The sequence below is a fragment of the Streptomyces sp. NPDC034111 genome, from assembly GCF_055575375.1.
In genome coordinates this window covers 75,911-89,481 of the sequence record NZ_JBVIST010000014.1, presented here as the reverse complement: position 1 = coordinate 89,481, position 13,571 = coordinate 75,911, and the positions used below count along the sequence as shown (strand labels likewise).

At 70.6% G+C, this 13,571-nt stretch carries 19 protein-coding genes; 3 read left to right on the top strand and 16 right to left on the bottom strand.

Going from position 1 to position 13,571, the window contains the following annotated elements; genetic code table 11:
* Positions 1-95: 95 nt before the first annotated feature.
* From ACZ55A_RS26595 to ACZ55A_RS26570, 6 genes are all read right to left on the bottom strand, one after another.
* Positions 96-884, bottom strand: coding sequence for an ABC transporter permease (locus tag ACZ55A_RS26595; RefSeq protein ID WP_468844826.1), 789 nt, complete (start codon positions 882-884; stop codon positions 96-98).
* Entirely contained in the window at positions 881-1,849 is a 969-nt protein-coding gene (locus tag ACZ55A_RS26590; RefSeq protein WP_468844823.1) for an ATP-binding cassette domain-containing protein, read from the bottom strand. The genes ACZ55A_RS26595 and ACZ55A_RS26590 overlap by 4 nt, the downstream gene beginning before the upstream one ends.
* A 132-nt stretch (positions 1,850-1,981) precedes the next feature.
* Positions 1,982-2,623: a PadR family transcriptional regulator gene (locus ACZ55A_RS26585; protein WP_468844821.1), complete on the bottom strand. Its 642-nt coding sequence runs from the start codon at positions 2,621-2,623 to the stop codon at positions 1,982-1,984.
* A 70-nt stretch (positions 2,624-2,693) separates the two neighbouring features.
* The gene (locus ACZ55A_RS26580; protein WP_468844818.1) at positions 2,694-3,251 is read right to left on the bottom strand and encodes a DinB family protein; all 558 of its coding nucleotides are present in this window, start codon (positions 3,249-3,251) and stop codon (positions 2,694-2,696) included.
* A gap of 697 nt (positions 3,252-3,948) precedes the next feature.
* Positions 3,949-5,406 (bottom strand): aldehyde dehydrogenase family protein, encoded by a 1,458-nt coding sequence (locus ACZ55A_RS26575; RefSeq protein ID WP_468844816.1) that lies wholly within the window; start codon positions 5,404-5,406, stop codon positions 3,949-3,951.
* A gap of 83 nt (positions 5,407-5,489) precedes the next feature.
* Positions 5,490-6,353, bottom strand: a complete 864-nt coding sequence (locus ACZ55A_RS26570; RefSeq protein ID WP_468844814.1) for a helix-turn-helix domain-containing protein — start codon at positions 6,351-6,353, stop codon at positions 5,490-5,492.
* Positions 6,354-6,666: 313 nt separating this feature from the next.
* Here ACZ55A_RS26570 and ACZ55A_RS26565 point away from each other — a divergent pair, with 313 nt between their 5' ends.
* Positions 6,667-7,149 carry an ATP-binding protein gene (locus tag ACZ55A_RS26565; RefSeq protein WP_468844811.1) on the top strand — a complete coding sequence of 161 codons (483 nt, stop codon included), beginning with the start codon at positions 6,667-6,669 and terminating at the stop codon, positions 7,147-7,149.
* Between the two features lie 198 nt (positions 7,150-7,347).
* Here ACZ55A_RS26565 and ACZ55A_RS26560 read toward each other — a convergent pair whose 3' ends face one another.
* The 8 genes from ACZ55A_RS26560 to rpmG form a co-directional block, all read right to left on the bottom strand.
* The gene (locus ACZ55A_RS26560; RefSeq protein WP_468844808.1) at positions 7,348-7,587 is read right to left on the bottom strand and encodes a DUF397 domain-containing protein; all 240 of its coding nucleotides are present in this window, start codon (positions 7,585-7,587) and stop codon (positions 7,348-7,350) included.
* 105 nt (positions 7,588-7,692) lie between these two features.
* Entirely contained in the window at positions 7,693-8,175 is a 483-nt protein-coding gene (locus tag ACZ55A_RS26555; RefSeq protein ID WP_468844805.1) for an SRPBCC family protein, read from the bottom strand.
* A complete protein-coding gene (locus ACZ55A_RS26550) occupies positions 8,172-8,489 on the bottom strand; it encodes a metalloregulator ArsR/SmtB family transcription factor (protein ID WP_468845067.1) in 318 nt (105 codons plus the stop codon). Before ACZ55A_RS26550 ends, ACZ55A_RS26555 begins: the two co-directional genes overlap by 4 nt.
* 176 nt (positions 8,490-8,665) lie before the next feature.
* Positions 8,666-8,902 carry a 30S ribosomal protein S18 gene (gene rpsR, locus ACZ55A_RS26545; protein ID WP_468844802.1) on the bottom strand — a complete coding sequence of 79 codons (237 nt, stop codon included), beginning with the start codon at positions 8,900-8,902 and terminating at the stop codon, positions 8,666-8,668.
* A gap of 65 nt (positions 8,903-8,967) precedes the next feature.
* Positions 8,968-10,116, bottom strand: coding sequence for a CobW family GTP-binding protein (locus ACZ55A_RS26540; protein ID WP_468845065.1), 1,149 nt, complete (start codon positions 10,114-10,116; stop codon positions 8,968-8,970).
* On the bottom strand, positions 10,116-10,295 hold the full coding sequence (locus ACZ55A_RS26535) for a hypothetical protein (protein WP_468844799.1): 180 nt from the start codon (positions 10,293-10,295) through the stop codon (positions 10,116-10,118). Before ACZ55A_RS26535 ends, ACZ55A_RS26540 begins: the two co-directional genes overlap by 1 nt.
* Positions 10,295-10,549: a type B 50S ribosomal protein L31 gene (locus tag ACZ55A_RS26530; protein ID WP_468844796.1), complete on the bottom strand. Its 255-nt coding sequence runs from the start codon at positions 10,547-10,549 to the stop codon at positions 10,295-10,297. The genes ACZ55A_RS26535 and ACZ55A_RS26530 overlap by 1 nt, the downstream gene beginning before the upstream one ends.
* Before the next feature lie 8 nt (positions 10,550-10,557).
* Complete coding sequence (rpmG, locus tag ACZ55A_RS26525; RefSeq protein ID WP_468844794.1) at positions 10,558-10,722, bottom strand: 50S ribosomal protein L33; 165 nt, start codon at positions 10,720-10,722, stop codon at positions 10,558-10,560.
* 159 nt (positions 10,723-10,881) lie between these two features.
* Between rpmG and rpsN the strand changes: the two genes are divergently transcribed.
* Both rpsN and tatA read left to right on the top strand, forming a co-directional pair.
* Entirely contained in the window at positions 10,882-11,187 is a 306-nt protein-coding gene (gene rpsN / locus ACZ55A_RS26520; protein ID WP_468844791.1) for a 30S ribosomal protein S14, read from the top strand.
* A gap of 223 nt (positions 11,188-11,410) precedes the next feature.
* A complete protein-coding gene (gene tatA, locus ACZ55A_RS26515) occupies positions 11,411-11,608 on the top strand; it encodes a Sec-independent protein translocase subunit TatA (protein WP_468844789.1) in 198 nt (65 codons plus the stop codon).
* A gap of 18 nt (positions 11,609-11,626) precedes the next feature.
* Here the strand turns inward: tatA and ACZ55A_RS26510 are convergent, their stop codons facing one another.
* Together ACZ55A_RS26510 and ACZ55A_RS26505 are read right to left on the bottom strand one after the other, a co-directional pair.
* On the bottom strand, positions 11,627-12,472 hold the full coding sequence (locus ACZ55A_RS26510; RefSeq protein ID WP_468844787.1) for a nitrilase-related carbon-nitrogen hydrolase: 846 nt from the start codon (positions 12,470-12,472) through the stop codon (positions 11,627-11,629).
* A 411-nt stretch (positions 12,473-12,883) separates the two neighbouring features.
* Positions 12,884-13,519, bottom strand: a complete 636-nt coding sequence (locus ACZ55A_RS26505; RefSeq protein ID WP_468844785.1) for a chaplin — start codon at positions 13,517-13,519, stop codon at positions 12,884-12,886.
* Between the last annotated feature and the right edge of the window lie 52 nt (positions 13,520-13,571).

The following is a 13,571-nucleotide window of genomic DNA, read 5'->3' as shown; positions in this document are numbered from 1 at the left end:
CGTACGGGGCCGGGCAAGGGGCGCCGGGCCGGGCGGCGCGCCCCACCGGCCCGGCCCCGCCCGTCAGCGGCTCACCGACCCACCGGCCCACCGCCTCAGCAGCCCAGCCTCCGGTACCGCCGTACCGCCAGCGGGAAGAACACCACGAGCAGCACCAGCGGCCACACCACGGCCAGCAGCCCGGCATGAGTGGACGCCCAGCTGTCGCCCACCCAGCGCGGGTTGCCGAACAGCTCACGTACCGCGCCCGCCGTCGCCGACATCGGGTTCCACTCCGCGACCGACCCCAGCCAGCCGGGCATCGACGCCGCGGAGACAAAGGCGTTGGAGAGGAAGCCCACCGGCCAGACCAGGATCTGTACCGCCTGGACGAGCTCGGGCCGGCCCGCGACCAGACCCAGATGTATACCGATCCACAGCATCGCGAACCGCAGCAGAAGCAGCAGCCCCACCGCGTACAGCGCGCTGCCCGCACCGCCGTGCCAGCGCCAGCCCATCGCCAGACCGGCACCGATCATCACCAGCAGGCTCAGCGCGGACTGCAGCATGTCCAGCACGCTGCGGCCGACCAGCACCGCGGACGACGCCATCGGCATCGACCGGAAACGGTCGAGCACCCCCTTGCCGAGGTCCTGGGTCACCGCGATCATCGTCGATTCGAGCCCGAACGCCATGGTGAGCGCCAACATCCCGGGAACCAGGTACTCCTTGTAGTCACCCCCACCGGGTACCGCCATGCCGCCGCCCAGGAAGTACCCGAACATCAGCAGCATCATCACCGGGAAGACCAGGGCGACCACGACCGGCACCGGCTGCCTCGCCCAGTGCGCCAGCCCGCGCCGGGTCATCGTCCAGGAATCGGTAACCGCCCACGCCATGCTCATACGGTCGCGGCCTCCTCGGCACTGTCGCGGGTCAGATGCACAAAGACTTCGTCCAGCGTGGGGCGCCGCAGCGCGAGGTCCTCGGCCTCGATGCCGGCCGCGTCCAGGGCTCGTACGGCCTCGGTCAGCGCGGCCGTCCGCCCGGCGACGGCGGCACCGATCCGGCGGGCGTCCGCGTCCGTACGGACCGCACCCGCACCCGGAACCGCCGCCAGCACCTCGGCCGCCCGGGACAGTTGGCCTGCGTCACGCACGACGACATCGATCCGGTCACCGCCGGTCGCGGTCTTCAGCTCGTCCGGTGTCCCGTCCGCGACAACCCGGCCGCCGTCCACCATCGCGATCCGGTCCGCGAGCTGGTCCGCCTCCTCCAGATACTGCGTGGTGAGCAGCACCGTCGTACCGCCGTCGACCAGCGAGCGCACCGCGTTCCACACCTCCGTACGGCCGCGCGGATCCAGCCCGGTCGTGGGCTCGTCGAGGAAGAGGATCCGCGGCGCCATGATCAGTGACGCCGCCAGATCGAGGCGGCGCCGCATACCGCCGCTGTACTTGCCCACCGCCTTCCGCCCGGTGTCGGCAAGTCCGAACCGCTCCAGCAGTTCGTCCGCGCGCGCCCCCGCCCGGCGCGCACCGAGGTGGAAGAGCCGCCCGAACATCTCCAGGTTCTGCCGCCCGCTGAGCTCCTCGTCGACCGCCGCATGCTGGCCGAGCAGCCCGATCCGCAGCCGCACCTCGTCCGGACGGCGCCGGACATCGAACCCGGCCACCTCGACCCGGCCGCCGTCGGGCCGCAGGAGGGTCGACAGGATCCGTACGAGGGTGGTCTTGCCGGCACCGTTGGGCCCGAGGACTCCGAGCACGGTCCCGGAGCGGACGGTCAGATCGAGCCCGTCCAGGGCCGCTTTCTTCCCGTAACTCTTGCGCAGTTCTTCGACGACGATCGCGGCATCGCGCTCAGTCACGCCATCCCCTCCCAGGATAGTCAAGTTTGACTACTCGGCTCGAAGATAACCCCGACCACCCCACTAATCAAACTTGATTAACGAGCCGGGCGATTCAGCTCGGCCTCCATGCACCCGGCTTGCCCCGCCCGCTCACTGCCCGTCCCCGGGATGCAGATCCTTCGTCGCGTACGGGTTCTCCTGCCCCTCCGCGAGCACCCCGACGAACGGCTCCCCCTCGCCGGCGAAGACATACGCCCCGGCCTTGATCCGCTCGATGAGCCCGCGGGTCCACTCCGCACCGGCGTCCGCCGAGTGGACCCAGAAGTTCATGATCTCGCCGATGTGGCCGAGCTGCCCCGGCCCCTCCTCGGGCGTGTAGTACTCGGTGACCGCACTGCGCCACTCCTCGATCCCCCGCACCCGCTCCTCCAGAAGCTCAAGGGCCTCCGCACGGTCCAGGTCGACGAGGAAGCCGAGCGCGGCCGAGAGCACATCGGGCTTCTGATCGTAGGCAGTCAGGGATGCACGCAGGAGGGCGAAATACTCCTGCGTGCCCCGCTCAGTGATCTCGTACTCGGTACGCGGTGGACCACCTGCCGTGGACGGCGCCGTCTCATGCGCGCGCAGCAGTCCCTGCTTCGCCATCTGCTTGAGCGCGTGGTAGATCGAACCCGGCTTGGCATTGGACCACTCGTGGGCACCCCAGTACTCCAGGTCGTTGCGGACCTGATAGCCATGAGCCCGGCCGTGCTGCCGTACGGCGCCGAGCACCAGGAGACGGATCGCTGACATGCGGTCCAGGTTATTGCGCCGGGCCCGCGCCGTCGGGGCCAGGTCGCCGCACCCAGGTCATCGCCCGGGCTCAACCCGCCTGCCGCTCCCGGGCCGCGCGCTCCTCATCCACCAGCACAAAGGCCGTCTTGCCGTCCAGGGACTCACGGATGATGTCGGCATGACCGGCGTGCCGGGCGACCTCCCCGATCAGATGCAGCAGCAGCCAGCGCATCGACTGCCGGGCCCCCGGCGGGAACCACGGCGCCTCGGGCAGCGGAAAGGTGTCGTTCAGGCTCGGTACGGCCCGGATGAACTCCTCGGTCCGCCGCGCCACACCGTCCCAGAACTCCAGCACCCCCGCCAGCGTCTCGCCGTCCGCCAGCTGGAAGCTCAAATGCCAGTTGCCCTGGTCCCGCTGGATGGAGTGCGGCCGCTGCTGTGCCGTCTCGATCCAGCCCTGCTCGGTCTCCGCGACATGCTTCACCAGCCCGGCCAGCGACAGCTCACTGGCACTCGGCCGCTCGCCCGCCTGGCCGTCGGTCAGCCCGAGAACCGCCCGCCGCAACCCGCCCCGCTGCGCCTCCAGAAAGGCCAGCAGCGCACCGGTCTCGTCCCCGTGAGCCTCGGCAAGCACATGAGTAGGCACAACGTCCACCTTCCGTCCAACACCCCTGAGCGACCGGGCCGTTGCCCGCCGCCGCCCTTCCGACACCCCTCAAGCTATGACCCCTTGCGGACAACTCCTGTCCGCAACCCGCACCCACCCCTCCCCCTTTCTCGCCACGCATACATACCGTCACCCTCCGCGGGAACTGATTACGCTAAGTAATCGTTGCCGAAACAGGAAAGGAGGCACACACGGCAAACAGGCACAGGCAATCCACCCGCCCAGTCACCACCAAGCCCACGAACGCACCAGCCGCCCTACAAAGCCGAACGCGGCACCAGCCGCAGCACGAAGCCCCGCCACAGCGACTCCGCCAAGCGCCCCGCCCAGCCCAGAGCCCCCGCCCACGCCCACCCGGCGCAGACCACTCACACCCGCCCCGACCCCGCACAACTCCCGCCCACCCCGCACGCCGGCCCGGACCCGCCCCCACCACCCAGCCACCGGAACCACACCCGCCCCCGCCACCCCCGAGGACGAGCACTACGACCCACCAGAACGAGGCCTACGAAAAACCAGGCCTACGCCCGACCAGCCGACCGGAGCGAGGCCCACGACCGACCAAAACGGGACCTGCCAACCCCCAGAACGGGACCGATCGCCCCAACAGAACGGGACCGGCGGCCACTAAAAACAGAACCGACGCCCACCAGACCGAAGCCCGCAACCGAACCAACTAGAACGGAAACCGCGACCGACCGTGCTGGATGGAGATCCACTTGGTGGTGGTGAAAGCCTCGACCATCGCATCGCCGTTCAGCCGGCCCACGCCGGAGCTCTTCTCGCCGCCGAAGGGCACGATCGGCTCGTCGTGCACCGTGGCGTCGTTGACGTGGAACATCCCGGTGTCGATCTGCTTGGCGAAGCGCACGCCCCGCTCGATGTCGCCGGTGTGCACCGCACCGCTGAGTCCGTACGGCGTGGAGTTGGTGAGCCGTACGGCCTCCTCGTCGCCGTCGAAGGGGATCAGCAGGACGACGGGGCCGAAGATTTCCTGGGTGAGCAGCGGGGAGTCCACCGGCAGGCCGCTGAGCACGCTCGGCGCGACGAGTGTGCCGCGGGCCTCCCCGTGCAGCAGCGCCGAGGCGCCCTCGGCGACGGCGCGGTCGACCAGTGAGGAGACGGCCTCGGCCTGGCCCTCGTTGATCAGGGGGCCGATGTGCGTCTGCGGGTCGGTGGGGTCGCCGACCTTCAGGGACGCCACCTTGGCGACGAACTTCTCGGTGAACTCGCGCTCGACGGCGCGGTCCACGAGCACCCGGTTGGCGGCCATGCAGACCTGCCCCTGGTGGACGAAGCGGCTGAAGACGGCGGCGTCCACGGCGTAGTCGAGGTCGGCGTCGTCGAGGACCACCAGCGCGCTGTTGCCGCCCAGTTCCAGCACCGCGTGCTTGAAGTTGGCGGCGGCGACGGTCGCGACGTGCCGGCCGACCTTCTCCGAGCCGGTGAAGGAGATGGTCTTGGGGACGGGGTGGTCGATCAGCGCGTCGCCGATCTCGGCGATGTCGGTGACCACGACGTTGAGGACGCCGGCCGGCAGCCCGGCCTCCTCGAAGATCTTGGCGACCAGCCCGCCGCCGCAGATCGGGGTGTTCTGGTGCGGCTTGAGGACGACCGCGTTGCCGAGCGCGAGGGCCGGCGCGACGGACTTGATCGACAGCAGGAAGGGGAAGTTGAAGGGGCTGATGACGCTGACGACGCCGACCGGCAGCCGGTAGAGCCGGTTCTCCTTGCCGTCGATGGGCGAGGGCAGGATGCGGCCCTCGGCGCGCAGTGCCAGCTGGATCGCCTCGCGCAGGAATTCCCTGGCCAGGTGCAGCTCGAAGCCCACCTTGGCGAGCGTGCCGCCGACCTCGGCGGCGATCGCCTCGGACAGCTCCGCCTCGCGGTCGTCGATGATCCGCAGCACGCGTTCGAAGACCAGCCGCCGGGTGTAGGGGTTGACGGCGCCCCATTCCCGCTGGGCGCGCTCGGCGGCGCGGTAGGCCTGGTCGATCTCCTCGACCGTGGCGACGGGTATGGAGGTCAGCTTCTCGCCGTTGTAAGGATTGAAGTCGACGATGTCCCATGAGCCGCTTCCGGAGCGCCACTCACCGTCGATGAACTGATATGCCAACTCGTCGAAGTAGGACATGCCATCCCGATCTGGAGAAAGGGCGCTCAGGGCGCCGCATTGGGGGGTGCTGACTCCTGATGGTCCGCCATCCTACCGACGCGTCACATGAGTTGGAGTAGACCACGAAGGAGATCCCTTGTTTCTGCGGGGCTGGGTCCCTCCTCCTGGAGGCGGTCCATCACCCGCCCGTACTGGGCGACCTCTTCGGGCTTGTCGACATACAGGGCGCTCGTCAGCTGTTCCAGGAAGACGACGTCCGGCAGTCCCGATTCCTGGAATCCGAGCATGGTGAACGCACCGAACTCGCCCGCGTGCCCACCCAGGCTGAACGGCATGACCTGAAGACGTACGTTGGGCCGTTCGGAGACCTCGATCAGATGTCTCAACTGTTCGCGCATGACCTGGCGTTCGCCGTAGGGGCGGCGCAGTGCGGCTTCGTCCAGTACGCAGTGGAACTGGGCGGGCCGTTCGGCCACGAGGAGTTTCTGGCGCTCCATGCGCAGCGCGACCCGGCGCTCGACGTCGGCCGCGGAGGCGTCCGGCATGCCCCGTCTGACGACGGCCTGGGCATAGGCTTCGGTCTGCAACAGGCCGTGTACGAACTGGACTTCGTAGACGCGGATGAGGGAAGTGGCTCCTTCCAGGCCCACATACGTCTGGAACCAGCTGGGCAGGACATCGGTGTAACTGTGCCACCAGCCCGCGACGTTGGCTTCGCGTGCGAGGGACAGCAACGCCTCGCGTTCCTGGGCGTCGGTGACGCCGTACAGCATGAGCAGGTCCTCGACGTCGCGTGCCTTGAAGCTCACCCGGCCCAACTCCATGCGGCTGATCTTCGATTCCGACGCACGGATCGAGTAGCCGGCCGCCTCGCGGGTTATCCCGCGGGATTCACGCAGTCGGCGAAGCTGCGACCCGAGCAGGATCCGCCGCACCACCGACCCGCTCGACTCACTTGCGGACACCTCTCAGACCCTCCTGTGACCCCCACCAGTCCAACAGTGGGCCGCAGTCTGCCATGTTCAGGCTTCGTTGAGTGCTCATCCGGTTACGGATGTGTGAGGCCCCCGCAAGGCCTTTACAAGAACCCACGCCAATAATTCCCCGTAAACCGGAGCGAGTTGCCGCAATCGCGGCACGTGCACGTGCATCTGCCCTTGCATCTGTCTCGCACATTGGGAACCATAGGCGTCGCACGCATGCACGCTCGTGAAAGATCCGCCTGATCCGGCTGCCCGGCCAGGGTCATGACGTCCGCGAACGCCAGGAGTGCCTCGCATGGGGACCAAGGTTTTGACCATGCTCGAGCCGTTATGGCAGGGCCTTCCTCCCGTCGACCCGCCGGCCGTCTCCGGATCCGTGTCGTGCACGCTCCCTCCGCGCTATGAATCGGTGCGTTGCGCACGGAATTTCACCCGCGAGACCTTGCAGGGCTGGGAGCTGGACGAGCTCTTCGACTCGGTCGCCCTGGTCGTCTCCGAACTCGTCACCAACGCACTGCGGCATGCGGTCCTCGCCGCCCCGGAGCACGCCGATACCACTCCGCCCGCCCGGCTCCATCTGATGCGCTGGTCACAGCGGCTGATCTGTGCCGTACGGGACCCGAGCGACGGTTCGCCGGTGGCCGGGGAGGCCGATTCGGCCGCGGAGTCGGGGCGGGGGCTGTACCTGGTGGAGTCCTTCAGCGACAGCTGGGGCTGGCATCCGCTCGCCGGCGTCAGCCACGGCAAGATCGTGTGGGCGCTCTTCCGGCTGCCGTGACCGGCCGCATGTGAGCGAGCCGTGGCCGGCCATCCCGCGAGTGAGCAGCGGCCGGGTACCCGTGAGGAACGGGCACCCGGCCGCTCGCTCGTCTTCCCTCGGGCCGGTAGGGCCCCACGAGAGCCCTACGGGGTCCTACGGGCCCTACAGGACCACCTGCGCCACCTGCGCCACCTGCGCCACCTGCACCAGGCGCCTTCAGTCCCGTACGAGGTGGTCGAACTCCCCGTCCTTGACGCCGAGCAGCATCGCCCGGACCTCGGCCGGTGTGTAGATGAGCGCGGGGCCGTCCGGGAAGCGCGAGTTGCGTACCGCGATCTCGCCATCGGGGAGTTTGGCGAACTCCACGCAGGAGCCCTGGGAGTTGCTGTGCCTGCTCTTCTGCCATGTCACCTCGTGGAGATCCGTTGCGGCCATGCCGTTGTATGCGTGGGGCACTGGGATCTCCCGGTGATAAATGGTGTCAACTGCCCCGGATCATAGCGGCGTTCACGTGCGAATGCATGCGCAGATGCACGTGCACGACAGCGGGTGCCGGGGCGGTCACAGCTCGTCGAGCACCTTCGCCAGACGCTCCTGCACCATCGACCGCCAGCCGCCGCCCATGATGCGGTGCGCCTGCACCTGGTACGGATCGTCGGGGTCGAAGCCCTCATGGACGAGGAAGAGACGTGTGCCACTCCCCTCGGGTTCCAGGGTCCAGGTGATCGTCCAGTCGGCCCGGTTACCCTGCCCCTCGTCGGCGTCCTGCCAGCGCAGCCGCAGCATCCGCTCCGGTTCGAAGGCCAGCACCTCGGCGACGACCGTGCCGGAGAAGTTGGTGCCGGGCCGCGGCAGCCCGGCCATCTCGTAGCGGTGGCCGATCTCCAGCCGGAAGTCGCCGGGCATCAGCCATTGGGCGATCAGCTCGGGCTCGGTCAGCGCCCGCCAGACCTTGCCAGGAGGGTGCGCCACGAATTGCGCGACGCGGAGGGTCGTCAGGTCCACCGGATCGTCGCCGGCGGCCTCGAAGGCTGGGGTGTTCATTGCGCCTCTTCCTCGGGGATGCGGTCGAGCAGTTCCCCCAGGCCCGCGAGCTTGGCGCGCCAGAACCGCTCGTAGGGGCCGAGCCACTCCTGGACCTCGCTGAGCGGTGCGGCCTCCAGGCGGTAGATCCGCTGCCGGCCGGCCCGCTCCTCGCTCACCAGTCCGGCCTCCCGCAGCACCTTCAGATGCTCGGACAGGCTGGGGCGGCGCATCGCGAAGTGCTCCGCCAGCCCCTGGACGGGCTGCGGGCCGCCCTCACGCAGCAGCCGCAGCACCTCGCGCCGGGTGGCGTTGGCCAGCGCCCCGAAGACCAGGTCCTGGTCCGCCGCGGACGGGGCGGACGGGGCGGACGGGGCGGACGGGGCGGCGTCGTCATGCCGTACAGAAGTGGCGTTCACACCGCAAAGATATGTAGGAGATTCCCTACGCGTCAAACGTAGGGAATCTCCTACCCGTCACGGGACGGCCGTCGGCCACCGAGCGGCGGCCGTCACCGTGACGCGTACGGGAGCAGGGCCATCTCCCGTGCGTTCTCGATCGCCCGGGCGAGCTGCCGCTGCTGTTGCGCGGTGACCCGGGTGACCCGCCGGCTGCGGATCTTGCCGCGGTCGGAGATGAACTTCCGCAGCAGATCGGTGTCCTTGTAGTCGATGAAGGTGATGCCCGCCGCGTCCAGCGGATTGCGGCGGGGCGTGGCCTTGCGGCGCGGGTCGTGGCGACGGGGCACGGGAAGGTCCTTGTCCATGTACGGGTGTGCGGGGCGCGGGGCAGGCGGGAGTTCGACGCCAGGGCCTAGGAAACGGGGTCGAGGAGGGCGTCGAAGGCGGGCGGCAGGCTCTTCCAGGCGGACGGGCCGCCCGCGTACTCGGCGTCGGTGAGCAGACAGGACTCCAGCAGGGACCGCAGGCCCTCGTGGTCCAGGCCCGGCGAGGTGAAGACCAGGTGCTGGGCGCGGTCGCCGTGCTCGGGGTGCCAGTCCAGCGCGGCGGCGGCCCTGCGCACCGGCGGCACCATCTCCCAGGCGGCGTCCGGCAGTGCGGCCAGCCACGGCCCCGCACTCTCCACGCACAGCGCACCGCCGGCCGCGTCCCAGGCCAGCAGGGTGTCCGGCCGGTCGGCCAGCCAGAACCGGCCCCGGCTGCGCGCGGCGGCGCAGGTCAGGTCCTCCAGCGCGGAGTAGAGCCGCTCGGGGTGGAAGGGCCGGGTGCGCTGCCACACGAGCGTGCCGACACCGTCCTCGTCGGCCTCCTGCGGCAGCAGCGCACAGGCGGGGTGCTGCCGGGCCGCGGCCGCCTCCACATCGAAGCCGGCCATCGCCGCGGCCGCCAACTCCCCTGATGCGAGCGGTATTCGGCGGGCCGTCGGGTGCAGCTGGGCGAGCAGTGCGAGGTCGGCGGGGTCGGCCTCCTCCTCCCCCGTCGCGAGCGCCAGTACGGGCGCGTACTCCAGCTGCCGGGCCCAGGTGTCGGCGACCGTGCGCTGGTCGGAGGCCGCGGCGGCCAGACCGGCCTCGGCGAGGTCGTCACCGCACCCGAGGTAAGGCAACACCAGCGCCGGGTCGACGGCCGTGATCACGCCGGTCAGGGTCAGGTTCTCGCTGCCGCAGCCGGTGATCACCTCGGCCATCGCCCTGGGCTCGACGGAGTCCCACAGCTCGACGACCGCGAGCCGGCAGGTCCGGCCCGCGGCCAGCCGTTCCAGCTCGGGCACCAGGTCCTCGCGCAGCGCACAGCAGGCGCAGTCGTTGATCAGCGGCGCCTCGCCCGCGTTGAGCGTGCCGCCGGTGTCGCGGACGGTGCGCCGTACGGTGCCGTCGGCGGCCGAGGCGAGGTCGTGATGGAGGGCGACACTGCCGGGCACGGAGCGCAGCAGGTGCTCGACGGCGGCCCGCCGCGCGTCCGCGTGCAGACCGCCCACCAGCACGACGTTGAGCGGCTGCATCAGCATCCCCCGCGCTCACCGAACGGCGACGCGACGCCACGCATCAGCGCCCGCTCGCGCACGCGCAACCACGGCACTACGCCGGGCATCGGCGCCTGCTCGCGCACGCGCAACCACGGCACTACGCCGGGCATCGGCGCCTGCTCGCGCATGCGCAACCACGGCGCTGCGCCAACCATCAGCGCCCTCCCTGCTTGCCGTAGCGGCGCTCGAACCGCTCGACACGGCCCGCGGTGTCCAGCACCCGTGCGGTGCCCGTGTAGAAGGGGTGGCTCGCCGAGGAGATCTCGACGTCGATGACGGGGTAGGTGTTGCCGTCCTCCCACTCGACGGTCTTGTCGCTGGTCGCGGTCGAGCGGGTCAGGAAGGCGTAGTCGGCGGCCCGGTCGCGGAAGACGACGGGCCCGTAGGCGGGGTGGATTCCAGGCTTCATGGCGGTCCTCAGCGCTCCTCTCGGAAGGTGACGTGCCGGCCGGCCACCGGGTCGTACTTGCGCAGTTCCAGGCGGTCGGGGTTGTTGCGGCGGTTCTTGCGGGTGACGTACGTGAAGCCGGTGCCGGCGGTGGACCGGAGCTTGACGACCGGGCGTAGTTCGTTGCGGGCCATGCGAGGTAGTATACGGAAATGGTTTCCATTTTCAATAGCTGCCCCAGGGCACGCCCGGCTCACGCTGAGCGCCAAGGGCGTCAAGGGCGTCAAGAACGTGGACACGAACGGCATCGAGGCGGCTGTGGCCCGCATCCGCGCCCGAAGGGAGCAGGCCTGATGGCCAAGCTGAGCAAGATCGCCAAGAACGGGAAGCGGCGCGCGACCGTCGCCCGCTACGCGGCCCGGCGGGCCGTCCTCAAGGCCGTCATCCGCAGTCCGCACACCCCGCAGGAGGAGCGCACCGCCCCCCAGCACGGGCTGTCCCGCCGGCCGCGGAAGGCCGACGCCAGCCGGGTGCACAACCGCGCCAGCGCCGACGGGCGCCCGCGCGGCTGCTTCCGCACCTTCGGCCTCTCCCGCGTACGGCTGCGCGAACCGGCGCACGCGGGGCATCTGCCGGGCCTCCGCAAGTCCAGCTGGTAGTCCGGCCGCCGCAACACCACCAGCCACCCGCAAGTCCAGCCGCCAGCCCCACCGCCACAACGCCACCAGGCTCCGCAAGTCCAGCTGTTAGTCCGGCCACCCCGAGGGCAGGCGTCTCCATCAGCCGTCCGGGCCCGGGGGCGCCCCCTGGACCGGGCGGCCGGACCGTTCGGGTAATACTGGACAGAACGTCCGCCGGCCCCCGACGAAAGCGAGCGCGCTCATGCTCCGCAACGCCTTCGAGCCCTGGCACCTGATCCTGATCCTCGCCGTCCTCGTGCTGCTCTTCGGCTCGAAGAAGCTGCCCGACATGGCGCGCGGCCTGGGCCGCTCGATGCGCATCCTCAAGTCCGAGGCCACGGCCCTCAAGGACGACCGGCCCGCCGAGGCGCCCCGCCCGGAGTCCGCCGGCGGGCGCTGACGCCCGGCGGCCCGACTGTCAGTGGTCGCCGCCCTCGTCGATCAGCCGCCGCACCTCGCGGTCGATCAGCCCCAGCCGGGCCTCGGCGACCAGCGGCACGGCCCGCCGCTGCCGGCGCGCCTCGGCGAGATCGATCTCCACGGTGACCAGCGAGGGCTCCCACTTGGGGGCCTGCGCCACCACCGCTCCCCGTGGGTCCACCACCCGTGAGCCGCCCCAGAAGGTCGCGCCGAGCTCATTGCCGACCCGGTTGACGAAGACCACCCAGCACTGGAGCATCCGCGCCGTATAGGACAGCAGGGTGTCCCAGTACAGGCCGGTGTCCATCGCCTCCGGGTCCAGGCTCGCCGCGCTGTTGGTCGGCACGAACAGCACCTCCGCGCCGTCCTGGACCGCCATCCAGGGCACCACCGGCTGCCAGGCGTCATTGCACACCAGGGTCGCGCCCCGGCCGCCGCTCCTGGACCGCTTCAGCTCGTACGCGCGCATGGACTGCCCTGGGCTGACGTGCTTGCGCTCCTCCCAGGCCAGGTAGTTGGGGAGGTAGAGCTTGCGGTGCGCGTGCAGCAGCGTGCCGGCCGTATAGTGCGCCGCGGTGTTGTAGGCGCGCAGGCTGGTGTGCTCGTGGAAGCCGACCAGCGTGTCGGGGCCGAGGGTACTCAGCTCCAGCAGCCGCGGATCGCTCGCCTCGATGGACTCGTCGCGCTTGAGCGCACCCAAGTGGTAGCCGTGCAGGCTCAGTTCGGGAAAGACGACGAGGTCGGCGGCCTGGGCCGCGGCCTGCTCGATCTGCTCATGGGCGATCTTGAGGTTCTCCGGAACCTCGCCCAGCACACAATCGGTCTGCGCCAGCGCAATGAGCATGTCCGCACCTCATCGGCTCATCATCGACTCATTTGCGGCTTTCATGGCCATTCTTCCAGAGGCGATGCAGACCGGCACGACCCCGCGGTGCGGCCGTTTCCGGCCGCTTCAAACGCCCCGGGAGCCGGGTCCCACCAATGAGCGAAAGAACGATCCTTCCCGTGCCTGACCCGGGCTTTCAGACGTTGATCCGCACGATCCGCCGTACCCCCGCAGGGCGGCTTCCAGCCGCAGCACCGCCCGCCGGAACGCGGTACGACGGCCTACGGTCGAGGCGGCCGGCGATGCCGACGGCCGCCTCGACCGGGCGGCCCCGGCCGAGCGGCCCGCCGGACCCGCTCGGCCGGCCGCCGAGCCCCACGCGCCCCGAGGCTGCCCCGGGCGGCCCGGGGCAGCCTCGACCACTCCCACTCATTTGCGCCGGGTCCGGGACCTGCGCAGCAGCAGCGCCCCGCCCAGCAGCAGCCCGCCGCCCGCGCCGGCCAGCAGGGCCAGCTCGTCCGCGCCGGTGGAGGCCAGCAGCGCGGAGCCCGCGGACGCCCCGGCCCGTGCCACCGCTCCCACCCGTGGATCCTGCGCGGGGTGCGGAGCGGGCTTCTGGGCGGGCACTCGGGCGGGTGTGTGGGCAGCCGGAGCGGCGGGCTTGTGGGCGGGCGCGGCCGGGGGCGCGGCCCGGTGTGCGGCCGGCCGGTGGCCTGGGCGGTGCTCCGGCTCGGGAGCCCGGCGCTGGTCCGGCTCCGGGGCCTTGCGGAAGGCCACCCCCGGGGCCGCCGCCAGCGGGGGCCGGGCGGCCGGCACGGGTACGCCGCCGGTCGCGCACCCGTTACCAAAGGCCGGGTTGAGCGCCGCGCCCGCGTCCACGGAGTTGCCGCACGCGTTGACCGGGGTGTCCACGCTCACCTGGATCGAGTTCCCGGACAGCACCCCGGGAGAGTCCTTGGCGCCCCCCGCGGCACCGGCGTCCGCGTACGCCACCCCGCCGCTCGCGCCGAGCACTCCCGACGCCGCCGCCGCGGCGAGCACGCACGTCTTCAGGCTCTGTCGCATCTCTCATTCCTCGTCTGCAGTCATTGCGTACGGGCTCGCCGCCCGCACCCCC